Origin of the sequence: Aquimarina intermedia (genome assembly GCF_008124785.1) — a bacterium.
In the GTDB taxonomy this organism is placed as follows: Bacteria; Bacteroidota; Bacteroidia; order Flavobacteriales; family Flavobacteriaceae; genus Aquimarina; species Aquimarina intermedia.
This window is the reverse complement of the sequence record NZ_VNHU01000001.1, coordinates 396,342-408,495: the sequence shown is the minus strand read 5'-3', so window position 1 is coordinate 408,495 and position 12,154 is coordinate 396,342. Positions and strand designations below refer to the sequence as shown.

The window sequence follows — 12,154 nt, the reverse complement described above, 5'->3', positions numbered from 1 at the left end:
TTTATTTTTTCCATGCAAATTTCTGGAACGGAGCATCCACAGGAGTTTCGGCGATATGATTGGTATAGTTACTAATTACCTTTTGGGATACACCTAAAATAATCTCCAACAGTTGACGCTCTGCATATCCTGCTTCATAAAGGGGTTTCGTATCCTCCTTAGTAACAAATCCACGATTACGGACTACAGCTAAGGTCATGGTGTGTAACGCCTGTAGCTTGGCTGTTGGCATTTCTGTTCTGTTACGTAAGGCTTCAGTAATAGCTGGATCTACTTTCATCATATTAGCGATACCTGTGTGTGCGGGTACACAATAATGACACTCATGTTCTACATTGATAGTTTGCCATACCACTGTTAATTCTTCATTATCAAAAGAAGAGTTGATAAACAATTCGTGTAGCTTCTGATAGGCATCAAGTAGTCCGGGGGCTTCGGCTAACACACCATGTAATCCGGGGACCATACCATACTCTTTTTTAGATTTTTCTAGCAACGCTTTACTTTCTTCCGGTGCTGAATCAATTGTGTGAATTTTTAAGGTACTCATACTTTTCAATTTTTATTAATTATTAATTCGTGTATTCTTAAACTAAGCAATTGCTTAGTTATAAGGTAAAAAAATAGTTATATGTTTATAAACACAGTTTCTATAAAATCCTCTAATTGGGTTGTATTCATGATTTTTGACGCTACCGATAAGCCAAGCATGGAGGTTAGTAAATAATTCGCCTCCTTAGTCACCGTAGCTTTGGATTTCGATTTTTCTTGTTTTAAGTTACCCTCGAAAAGACCTTTTATATGTGCTGCAAACTTTTGCAACTCTGTCAATAACAAGGGATCTGCTTTGCTTCCTAATTCATTAACTGTATTAGTGACTAAACAACCTTTACTCCTACCATTATCCTGAGCAAACTCTAAAAAATCATAGAAATACGTTTTAATTCCAATTACGCCATTTTTGGAGGCTTCTAAACGATCTGTAATTGTTTTAATTTTATTTTTATAGCACTTTAAACTTTCAAGAAAGACCCCATTTTTATTTCCAAAACTGGAATAGATAGAAAATTGATTAATCCCCATCTCAGTTTCCAGCATACGTACAGAAGTATTTTCGTACCCATTGCGCCAGAACAAAGCCATCGCTTTTTCTATAACTTCTTCCTCTTTATATTGTTTTCTTCTTGCCATATGATATTGTACACCACAAAACTAATCAATTGCTTAGTTATAAAATTTTTTTTAACGATTTTTAATACTAGTTTCTTTAATATTATGAGATTTTATAAAATCTAATGATACAAACCCTGATCTATCCTATCCTATCCAATTAATAAAAAAAGCTCTTTGAGTACCTTCGTACAAAAAGAGCTTTTAAGCAATCACTTCTTGATTAACTTATCTTTACTCTTTCTTTTTTGCAGCTTCTTCTCTCTCCTTTTTCATTGCTTGTAAAGCTTCCATACGAGCCTCACGAGCAGCTTGCATTGCTTCTCTTCTTATCTTCTCGGATTCAACACGCACCGCTTGTGCTTCTACTCTTGCTTGCTGAGCCGCTTGCAAAGCTTCTTCTCTGATTTTCCTCATATCTTTCCGGGCTTTTAGCGCTTCCTTTCGCGCTTTTTTTGCATGTTTCATTGCTTGCTTTCGTGCTTTCTCTGAAATTTTTCGAACCTCTTCACGATCAAGTTGAGAAGATTTAGAAGCCCTATGTGCTCGTTCATGAGCTACCTCTGCATATGAACGGGCTATCTCTGCTTCTATTCTTGCTTGCTCTCTAGATAGCGTCGCTTTCTCCATCGCTACCATAACCTCTACGTCAATATCATTAAATGCCTCTAACTCTTCTTGCTCATGAATCATCGCCGCTTCTACCTCTTTTTCTATCTCTTTCTGTAACGCACGCTGTTCGTGAGCTGACATTGGCGCTATAGGTGCTGGTGCTGGGGTATGCGTTGTTCGCACATGTTCACCCTTTGACACTGGGGCAGGAGGTGGTGGCGGTGGTGGTACAGTTCCCGACGGAATTGGTGCTGCCGGTGCTGGAGGTGGTTCGGGCAGGTCTGGAAATTTCTCTGCTTTTGCCTTTTGCTCTTTTGACATCTGCTTGTATATAGCACTCATTTTACCATAGTCAAAGATGGTCACCTGATCATTATTCTCTAATTGATTTGTAGCGTCCTTGGCCCAGGCATTGTACGCTGTAATCATAGCATTCGTAACTTTAGCCTGACCCAATGGCGGAGCCGGAACGGTAGGAAAAGGTGCTACTTCCCCTCGTTGTTCTGGAGTCATTCCTTTGTAAATCGCTTGCATTTTGGCTACTTCAGCCTTTTTAATAGTACCAAAGTCTCCGGATTGAATTCCTTTAGTTACTTTTTGCGCCCAGTTGTTATACTGAGTTATTTGATCAGAAGTAACAGGGTCGTACGATTGTTGATCATCGGCTGCAGCCTCTATCACCCGAATTTCTTTGGTAGCAGTCTCTTGGGTGTTGGGTTGCGTCTGCGCAACGATATCGTTGCAAAATAATACGGTACATAAACCGAATACGGGTACGGCGCCAAAAAGTCGCAACGCCGCATTTTTACTTGAAAAGTGTGTTGACATCATCTGTAAACGTTTTTTTGTTAATGAATAATTGAATGCACTGGATAACTCAGTTTGATTAAGACTGTTTGGAAAAGTTATCAGTAAGTTTTGATAGGTTTCTATTGTACTTTTACTTTTTAAGACTCTAGAATCTGCCAGGAATTCATGATTTAGTTTCATAGCTATTCTAAATAAAATTAATAAAGGATTGAACCAAAATAGTACTTGAATACATTCTAAAAATAAAATATCCCACGAATGTTTTTCTACTACGTGCGCTTCTTCATGTACGACAATTTCATTAGGAATTGCATTAGCTCTAAATGCCTGAAAGGGAAGAAAAATATATCTCAAAAAGGAATAGGGAGCAATGGTATCGGTACACAATACTTTGACGTGTGAGGGTTCTTTTACTATTGGGTTACTTTTAATTCTTTGTTGGATACGAATTAAATTTCGAATAAAACGGAAACCAAAAACCAAAACTCCGGTAATATATACTCCCCATAAAACAGTGGTCCAATCAAAATAATTTGCGGCAACCACGGGAGTCGCTGTAAACTGATTTGCCATACCCACCTCATTCGACGGAATAGTACTATCCGGAAGCGTAGCGATCGCATCGGTATAATAGGTAAGTGTGACTAAAGGAATCGTGAAAGAAGCTACAAGACTAAGTAATAGGTAGCCTCGTTTATAGGTGTGCATGTTTTGACTTTCTAAAAAAAGTTTGTAAAAACCCCATAATAGAAAGAGACAAAAAGATGTTTTTAGAAAATACGCGATCATTGCTGCTTCTTTTTAAGTTGTTGGTCTACAATCTTTCTTAGATCTTCTAATTCTGAAGTTGACAAATCTGTTTCAGATGTAAAGAAAGATGCGAATTGTGAGGCCGAATCATTGAAAAAATTCTTAATTAAACCATTTACATGCTTAGCAAAATAATCAGATTTTTTGATCAGTGGATAATATTCCCTGGATTTACCAAAGGTGGTATAGTCTACATAGCCTTTGTCCCGCATCCGTTTCAATAAGGTTGCTACTGTAGTTGTAGCAGGTTTTGGTTCGGGAAAACAGTCTAATACATCCTTCATGAATCCTTTTTCAAGTTTCCAGAGGTATTTCATTACTTGTTCTTCGGACTTTGTTAATTGCATTACTCTACAGATTTAGAATGTATTCTACAAATGTAGAGTAAAGTATTTAATACTCCAAATGAAATTCTCAAAAAACTCAAAACCATCCTATCACAGATGGTTTTGAGTTGCATTAGGGAGTGTAATGGCATCCTTTTGATAGTTATAAATCTTTCATTAACGTTATAATCTAACCTATCAAAAGATATAATGGAACGCCCGACCCGTAATTTTTATGTAGGGGAATGCCCTATTTATTTTTACTCATCTCGGTAAAATATTTGTAGAAATAGGGAATCGTTTCGATTCCTTTCAAGTAATTCCAGATCCCAAAATGTTCATTTGGTGAGTGAATAGCATCACTATCCAAGCCAAAGCCCATAAGTATTGTTTTGCTCTTCAATTCTTTTTCAAATAAAGATACAATTGGAATACTCCCACCGCTACGTTGCGGAATCGGTGTTTTGCCAAAACTTTCTTCATATGCCTTACTAGCCGCTTGGTAGGCAATAGTATCTATCGGTGTTACATAGCCTTGTCCGCCGTGATGTGGTTTTACTTCAACCGTTACAGATTTTGGTGCAATACGCTCAAAATGATCTTTAAAAAGTGCGGTGATTTCTTGCCAATCCTGATTAGGCACCAAACGCATTGAGATTTTTGCATATGCTTTACTCGGTATAACGGTCTTAGCTCCTTCGCCTGTATAGCCTCCCCAAATCCCATTAACATCTAAAGTAGGTCGAATTGCATTACGTTCATTCGTTACATACCCCGCTTCTCCATGTACCTCCTTGATGTCCAATGATTTTTTATAGGCGTCTAATGAAAACGGAGCTTTTGCCATTGCGGCACGCTCCTCTGTAGAAAGCTCTTCTACCTTTTCATAAAACCCCGGAATTGTTATATGATTATTCTCATCATGCAACGAAGCTATCATTTGTGTAAGAATATTGATAGGATTAGCTACAGCTCCGCCATAAAGACCACTATGCAAATCTCTGTTTGGACCGGTTACCTCAACCTCTACATAACTAAGCCCTCGCAGACCAGTCGTAATGGATGGCACATCTTTGGCAATCATGCCTGTATCACTAATTAAGATGACATCATTAGCTAGCTTCTCTTGATTACGCTCTACAAACCAACTTAAACTTTCACTACCTACTTCCTCTTCACCCTCAATCATAAACTTCACATTGCAAGGCAATTGATTAGTTTTGGTCATTAATTCAAGTGCTTTGACATGCATATACATTTGCCCTTTATCATCACATGCTCCTCGTGCATAAATCGCTCCATCAGGATGTAGCTCTGTCTTTTTGATTACCGGTTCAAAAGGCGGGCTTGTCCATAATTCGATAGGATCTGCCGGTTGCACATCGTAATGACCATATACTAAAACGGTGGGAAGTGCAGGGTCTATAATTTTCTCACCATAGACAATGGGATACCCCGGCGTTTCGCATATTTCAACTTGATCACAACCAGCTTTTTCTAAGCTCTTTTTAATTTCTTCGGAAGTTTTAATCACATCTTCTTTGAAGGCAGGATCTGCACTTACTGAAGGGATTTTGAGCAATTCGATTAATTCATTGACAAATCGATCTTTATGTTCTTGAATATAAGAATGTATATGTTGCATAGACTCGCTTTAATTTTTGCTTAAAATTACTAAAAATGCGGCAGATCTCTGGGCGATGCAACCGGTAAAATCTTCTTTGACACCCAAGAAAAAAATCTGGACTACTTTATTGTAAGGATGGTTTACTTTTCTCTGGAAAATTATTTAAAAAAAAATCACAAAGTGCTTTGTAGTTGATTACAATTATGTATATTTGCACTCGTTTTACAGATAGTCCTAAGTTCTGTAAAGTTATAATGCGGGCGTGGTGGAATTGGTAGACACGCTAGACTTAGGATCTAGTGCCGCGAGGTGTGAGAGTTCGAGTCTCTCCGCCCGCACTGCAAAAAAGCCGACTTTAACGAGTCGGCTTTTTTATTTCATTTATTTTATATTCTTCTCTGAAATCTTTGAAAAATAAACCAGTGAGATCCGGCAATAAATGCCCGATCCCACTTGTGTGATTTTATTCAGTTAAGTTTTTTACTGCGGTTACAAAAGCCTCCATTTCAAAAGGCTTGCTAATAAAATCAGTTGCCCCTGCTTCTAAACAAACCTCTCTAGCTTCGTGCATTGCGGTCATCATTAAAATTGGTATAGCGTTAGTTTCATCATTACCCCGTATCCACTGACACACCTCGGTACCATCGGTACCAGAAATCAGTTTGTCTAAAATAATTAGGTCTACATTATTAGAAATGCTGTTTTCTACGGTATCACAAGCTGTTTTGGACAGTACAATGTCATACTCATACCACTCCAACATATCCTTGATCATCTCTCCCAAGAAAGGATCATCATCTACAACTAAGATTTTTTTTCCCATTACTACTATTTAATTATTGATTGGTATTATGAAAGTAAACGTAGACCCCTTGCCTAGCTGACTCTGTACCTCTACAGTTCCCTTATGTCTTTCTATTATTTGCTTCGCCAAAAATAAGCCTATACCAAAACCGGCATACGTTGCTTCATTTTTACCACTAACCCTATAGAATTTATTAAAAATTTTATCTTGATCTTCTTCGGCAATTCCAATCCCATAGTCTTGGACACTTACAGCTATATTTGTCTTGTCTCTTTGCTTCACAAACACATCAATTGTATTATTAGTGGTGGCGTATTTTAAAGCATTTGTTATAAAATTGATAAGCACCTGACCTATTCGATCTTCATCTGCAACTATTACATTTTCTTCTAAATCAAAAGATAATTCAATATCGGTAAAACCTGTTGAGTGTTTGATATCATCTACTGTATTAACAACTAAAGTATTCAAATCAAACTCCGTTCTATGGAGCTCCATAGTACTGTCATCCATACGAGAAAGATCCAGCATCTCTGCAATCAAAATCGTAAGCCTGCTAATTTGATTATCTATTCGCTTTAGCGATGGTACCAATGGAAAAGAATCAATGGTACGTGCCGTATCGGATTCTATCATATTTAATAAAAGCTGCACATATCCCTTAATAGAAGTAATTGGCGTTTTCAACTCATGACTTACTAACTTAAGGAAATCTCCTTTTCGTTTTTCTTCTTCTTTCAGGTTTTGAATGAGCGCATTGGACCCTATCCAAACAACTTCACCATCGGCATTTGTAATGGGTATGGCTCGAGACAAAAACCAATAATATTCTCCATTTTTATTTAGAATACGTAATTCCATATTGAAATCGGTGAGATGGCGCAAGGAATATTCAAATTTTTCATTAACCTTATCCAAATCCTCAGGATGTATGATTTGTTCCCACCCTCTGTCCTTAAGTTCATTTAGATCATATCCAGTAAAGTTAAACCAACTACTGTTGTAATAAAAGACATTTGCTTTATGGTCAGCAAGGGTTATTAAATCCGGCAGCTGATCGGATAGTTGATTGAATTTCTTTTCACTTTCTTCCAACTTTTTAAATAATTCTACCTGATCGGTAACAATGGTGGCGATGATTGAGATTCCTACGATTTCTCCTTTACTATTATGCTGTGGATGATAAATAAAATCGTAATAATTTAATACCTTCTCTCCATTACGGTGAATTACTGCCGGAACTTTAAATGCTTCATAAGGTATACCCGTATCATATACCTGTTCCATCAGATCAAAAAAACCTTGCTCTTTGAGCTCGGGCGCTAATTTTTTATACGATTTCCCAATAATTGATTTGTCTTTACCCAAAACATCTAAGAAAGTATCATTAATAATCTCGAACTCCATATCCCTGCCCTTCATGACGGCTATAAGCCAAGGAGAGCTTTCAACGAATTCTGTAAATTTATAATTGCTTTCTACTAATTTGTTTTGAATGTCTTTCCTCTCTGTAATATCTTCAAAAACTAAAAGAATCGCTTCCTTTTTACCTTTTTCCTGTGTTAGTTTTTGACCATTTAATAGTAAGGTTCTTTGTCCAAGATTTTCGAATTCATGAACTACCTCATAATCTTTAAAGCTTTCATGCTTTGGTAAAATCTTTTCTAAGAGTTCTTTTAACTTTGGAATATTCCATTGATTATCATACAATTCATATATTGATTTTCCCAGTGTTTGCTTTTTTGTTACTTTAAAATGGGTATAAAAAGCATTACTGGCCATCTTCACCTTCAGGTTTTTATCGAGTACCAGCAATGGGTGACGCATCGTTTTGACAATGGCTTCAGAAAATTGTTTTTCTTTGAGAACCTTTCTATTTAAATCAACCAATTCCCTATTAGCTATCGTAATTTCTTCAACTGTACTTTGTAATTCTTCTTTACTGGTTTCAAGTTCTTCATTGAGACTTTGAAGCTCCTCTGTTCCACTCATCAACTCTTCATTAGCACTCTGAAGCTCTTCATTTACCGATTCTTGCTCTTCGGTAATAAGCACTAATTCTTCCCTTGCTCTTAAAAGCTCTTCTTCGAGTTCTTTTATCCTTAGATCTTTACTGGTAGCACCGCTCGTTATTGGTATCGTTGAACTGTCCTCTTCTTTATTTACTTTTCCCTTTTTAAAAATCACCAAATAATGTGATCCTTCTACATCTTTCATGGGGACAACTTTAACAGAGACGTGATTTCTCTTCCCTTCGGATTCAAGAATGATATTTTTTTTACTTTGAGATTTTCCGGTTGCAGAAGCATGCTTAACTAACTGTCTAATCTCAAATCCTAAACCTCCTTTGGCTAGTTTTAATAAATTATTACTAGGTCTTCCTTGCGGTTGTTCGAGATATTTAGCCGTTTTACCATGCACATGTATTAAGTCCAATTGCTGGTTTACAACTACGCTAGCTGGCGTGAAGTCCTTTAATAAGAGTATTTCAGCATTTTTTTGAAAATCTGTTTTATCTGTATTTTTAAAATCTGCTGCTTTAGGTTCCAAAACTCGGCGTGATGCCGAGTTGATTTTTTGCAATGATAAAGGTTGCTTTGACACAACATCCCGACGTTTATAGATTTTTTGAGCTTTATCGATAGGTTCAAAAAGATCAGACGCACTTGTTACCGTCTCTGATTGACCTAAAAGTAAAATGCCATCATCTTTTAAAGCATAATGAAATGTTTTGAGCGCCTTGTTCTGCAAATAGGGTTTCATGTAAATCATCACGTTACGACAGCTTACCAGATCCATCGAACTAAACGGATAATCAATCAAAAAATCATGCACTGCAAATACACACATTTTACGGATTTTCTTTTTAATTTGATAACCGCTATTCTGGGGTATAAAATATTTTTTTAATTGTTCATCACTTAATCCGCTGATTTGAGAGGTGTCAAAAAATCCCTTACGTGCACTCGCAATAGAATTATCGTTTAAGTCTGTAGCAAAAATTTGCACTTTAAATGAAGGCTCATCTGCATATCCTTGAGAGAAATTAAACTGTGGATGCTTCTCTATAAATTCGGCTACACTAATAGCAATCGAAAAAGCTTCTTGTCCTGTACTGCAGCCGGCCACCCAAATACGTACCGAATTACTATCTGCTTTTTTATTTAAAATTTTTTGTGCAATTATATCGTCGAGCTCTTTAAAAGTCTCCGGATTTCTAAAAAACTCTGTAACCGGGATTAAAAGATCCTTAAATAGATTCTTTACTTCCTCGTCATTAGAATCAATAAATGACCAATATTCCGACAGATTTGAAACTTTGCTTAACAACATTCTTCTCTTGATCCTTCTGCCTATGGTTGATCGTTTGTAATTACTAAAGTCGGCTCCTTCTTGTTCTTGAAGCTTGTTGATTATGTTATCAAATGACTTACTATCCTCCTGTCCAAATTCTTCATCCTTAGATTCACTTTTTAACCCATTACGAAGTGTTTTCAATTTCTCAAAAATTTCTTCGGGTTTCACTACATAATCAACTTTACCAGAAGCTATGGCGCTTTTCGGCATATCTTTCCATTCTGCCGACTGCTCCTCCTGAGCAAAAGTAACACCGCCATTGTCTTTGATTGCTGCTATTCCGTTGGTCCCATCATTTCCAGTGCCCGACAACACGATTCCAATTGTATTTTGTTTATATACTTTAGACAAGGAAGAGAAAAAAATATCAATCAAAGAGACTTTTGTATATACTTTTTCTTCCCTCGATATGAGCTTAAACTTTTGTTCGTAAATTGACAATTCCTCATTACTCGGAAGCACATAAATTGTATTGGATTCTATTTTGGCACCATCCGTGATTTCTCTCACCGGGATACTTGAATGTTTTTGTAATAACTCTGGCAAAAGGCTCTGGTGTTTGGGGTCCAAATGTTGTACTAATATATACGCAAAGTCCGTATCGAAAGTGATATTTTTAACGAAGTTTCTAAAAGCACTAAGACCTCCCGCCGATGCTCCAACCCCCACTACATACTGAGGATAATGATTTTCAGAAATCTCTTTATTTTGCACTAATGTTCTTATTAGAAATTGAAAAGTAGCAAGGTAGGATGTTTTTTGTTTTTACCACATTTTTAAAAAAAAAGTAATTAAAGATTAAGAATATTTTATGAAAAATATGTCAGTCATCGATGATATCATTGTTGGGCAAGAAATAACACCTGCTATTTCACCTTTTTCTAAAGGAAACCCAAAACCAAAATAATTATAAACAGGGTTCTCTAAATTTTATTACTGTTTTGCCTTACAATTTATAAGCTTAACCGTTTGATTGATTAATAATTATGAAGAAATAAGAAAAATTATGAAAAAAAATAGGTGGTGAGCTCAGTAAAATCGGGGGGAACGTTATCTTACTATTAATTAAGTTCTAAAATATTGCCAGATCCAATAACAATGTACTACATTTGCATCTAATATATATTTTTTAATTTATTACAATGAATAAAGGCACAGTAAAATTCTTCAACGAATCTAAAGGTTTCGGATTTATTAGCGAAGAGGACTCAAACAAAGAACATTTTGTACACATTTCTGGACTTATCGATGAAATTCGTGAAGGTGACGAGGTAGAATTTGATCTTCAAGAAGGTAGAAAGGGATTAAACGCAGTTAACGTTAAAGTTATCTAATTATATTTCCTATAAAATGATAAGCCTATTCTTAGTTGAATAGGCTTTTTTTATGCTTTTTAGCCAACTCATATAGTTTGGGGAAGGAGCTCGTTTCATAGCCACAATTGTATCTTTTACAGATCTTCTGGGACGCTTTTCTAAAATTATCACTCCTTCTTTTTTGTTAAAATATATCTCAAAAATGTTAAATGATAAGTGATTTTTACAAGTTCTTTGTTATTCAAATACTACGCATAAAAACTTTTGAATAGTAGCATACAAAGAATGATTAAGAATACCCCTCTACATATTAAACGCACATTAAACTATTTCCTCCAACTCTTTAATGGTTCCCATACGCAGTCAGCTAATGAATATACACTTGTTTTCAACTCATCCCTGGGTAATGGCAAGATTATTTTAAACGCCCTCAACTGGGGGGTGTACGTATTTCGTCTAGATATATTTACTAATTGCTCACTTGCATTCAATGAATGTAGTTTAGAGCATGATGCTTTAGAGCTTCTATTTATATCTAACGGCACCATTGACTACACAAGAGACAATTTAGCACCTATGCACTTAGAGTCATATAGCAATATCTTATCATCTACCAAATCCGGCCTGAAACGAAGCCTTCAATTTCAAGCAAATAAAAACGTTTCATTTACTTATACTTACATTCCCTGCAAAGATTTTTTTATCAGCGAAAATCTCATGGGTAATGCACAAAACTATAAGGAGTTTTACGATTTACTGAATACAGCTGACCGCGCGTCTTTTATGCATGTTGGACCGTATAGTTTGAAAATTGAGAACCAGATTAAAAAATTAAATAAAACCTGGAATAACCCCGCCATCACTCGCCTGTATTTTGAAGGACAATTCTATTTACTCTTGGCACTTCAACTGAGTGAGTACAAGGATAGCATGGCAAAAAACCATCCTTTCTCCAGATCTGAGATTAAAAAAGTACAGCACGCTGTGGATTTTATAAATACACATATATCCAGTCCCTTATCAATTCCTCTACTTTGTCAACATGTTGGACTTACTCAAACGAAATTACAGGCAGGTTTTCAGTCTGTATTTTCAAAAACAGTGAATGAATACATGCGTCATGTCCGTCTAGAAAATGCCCATACACTCATAGCAACTACTGATCTTTCTATTTCAGAAATTGTGTATCGAGTGGGACTAAACAGCAAAAGTTACTTTTCTAAAATTTTTAAAGAACACTATGGTGTTTTACCAACAGAATTTAGAGCGTATCGCAAAACTACATCCACCTTAAAGTAAATGTGCCCCTGCAAAAATCATT

General features: G+C 36.2%; 9 protein-coding genes and 1 tRNA gene. 3 read left to right on the top strand and 7 right to left on the bottom strand.

Annotated elements, in window-relative coordinates; genetic code table 11:
- Position 1: 1 nt before the first annotated feature.
- The 5 genes from BD809_RS01745 to BD809_RS01725 form a co-directional block, all read right to left on the bottom strand.
- Positions 2–550, bottom strand: a complete 549-nt coding sequence (locus BD809_RS01745; RefSeq protein WP_148781227.1) for a carboxymuconolactone decarboxylase family protein — start codon at positions 548–550, stop codon at positions 2–4.
- Positions 551–627: 77 nt separating this feature from the next.
- Positions 628–1,191: a TetR/AcrR family transcriptional regulator gene (locus tag BD809_RS01740; RefSeq protein WP_148781226.1), complete on the bottom strand. Its 564-nt coding sequence runs from the start codon at positions 1,189–1,191 to the stop codon at positions 628–630.
- 213 nt (positions 1,192–1,404) lie between these two features.
- Positions 1,405–3,300 (bottom strand): M56 family metallopeptidase, encoded by a 1,896-nt coding sequence (locus BD809_RS01735; protein ID WP_170251724.1) that lies wholly within the window; start codon positions 3,298–3,300, stop codon positions 1,405–1,407.
- A 77-nt stretch (positions 3,301–3,377) separates the two neighbouring features.
- Complete coding sequence (locus tag BD809_RS01730) at positions 3,378–3,749, bottom strand: BlaI/MecI/CopY family transcriptional regulator (RefSeq protein ID WP_148781224.1); 372 nt, start codon at positions 3,747–3,749, stop codon at positions 3,378–3,380.
- Positions 3,750–3,978: 229 nt separating this feature from the next.
- Positions 3,979–5,373: a dipeptidase gene (locus BD809_RS01725; RefSeq protein WP_148781223.1), complete on the bottom strand. Its 1,395-nt coding sequence runs from the start codon at positions 5,371–5,373 to the stop codon at positions 3,979–3,981.
- A 238-nt stretch (positions 5,374–5,611) separates the two neighbouring features.
- Here BD809_RS01725 and BD809_RS01720 point away from each other — a divergent pair.
- Positions 5,612–5,693, top strand: a tRNA-Leu gene (locus BD809_RS01720).
- Between the two features lie 125 nt (positions 5,694–5,818).
- On the opposite strand, the gene BD809_RS01715 is transcribed toward BD809_RS01720, so the two are convergent.
- The gene (locus tag BD809_RS01715; RefSeq protein WP_148781222.1) at positions 5,819–6,178 is read right to left on the bottom strand and encodes a response regulator; all 360 of its coding nucleotides are present in this window, start codon (positions 6,176–6,178) and stop codon (positions 5,819–5,821) included.
- 9 nt (positions 6,179–6,187) lie between these two features.
- Positions 6,188–10,231, bottom strand: coding sequence for a chemotaxis protein CheB (locus BD809_RS01710; protein ID WP_148781221.1), 4,044 nt, complete (start codon positions 10,229–10,231; stop codon positions 6,188–6,190).
- A gap of 428 nt (positions 10,232–10,659) precedes the next feature.
- Here BD809_RS01710 and BD809_RS01705 point away from each other — a divergent pair, with 428 nt between their 5' ends.
- Both BD809_RS01705 and BD809_RS01700 read left to right on the top strand, forming a co-directional pair.
- Complete coding sequence (locus BD809_RS01705; RefSeq protein WP_148781220.1) at positions 10,660–10,851, top strand: cold-shock protein; 192 nt, start codon at positions 10,660–10,662, stop codon at positions 10,849–10,851.
- Positions 10,852–11,118: 267 nt separating this feature from the next.
- Complete coding sequence (locus BD809_RS01700) at positions 11,119–12,132, top strand: helix-turn-helix transcriptional regulator (protein WP_148781219.1); 1,014 nt, start codon at positions 11,119–11,121, stop codon at positions 12,130–12,132.
- Positions 12,133–12,154: the final 22 nt, after the last annotated feature.

Coding starts and splice junctions, on each gene's coding strand:
- BD809_RS01745 (WP_148781227.1), bottom strand. CDS start 550: ATGAGTACCTTAAAAATTCACACAATTGATTCAGCACCGGAAGAAAGT.
- BD809_RS01740 (WP_148781226.1), bottom strand. CDS start 1,191: ATGGCAAGAAGAAAACAATATAAAGAGGAAGAAGTTATAGAAAAAGCG.
- BD809_RS01735 (WP_170251724.1), bottom strand. CDS start 3,300: ATGCACACCTATAAACGAGGCTACCTATTACTTAGTCTTGTAGCTTCT.
- BD809_RS01730 (WP_148781224.1), bottom strand. CDS start 3,749: ATGCAATTAACAAAGTCCGAAGAACAAGTAATGAAATACCTCTGGAAA.
- BD809_RS01725 (WP_148781223.1), bottom strand. CDS start 5,373: ATGCAACATATACATTCTTATATTCAAGAACATAAAGATCGATTTGTC.
- BD809_RS01715 (WP_148781222.1), bottom strand. CDS start 6,178: ATGGGAAAAAAAATCTTAGTTGTAGATGATGATCCTTTCTTGGGAGAG.
- BD809_RS01705 (WP_148781220.1), top strand. CDS start 10,660: ATGAATAAAGGCACAGTAAAATTCTTCAACGAATCTAAAGGTTTCGGA.
- BD809_RS01700 (WP_148781219.1), top strand. CDS start 11,119: ATGATTAAGAATACCCCTCTACATATTAAACGCACATTAAACTATTTC.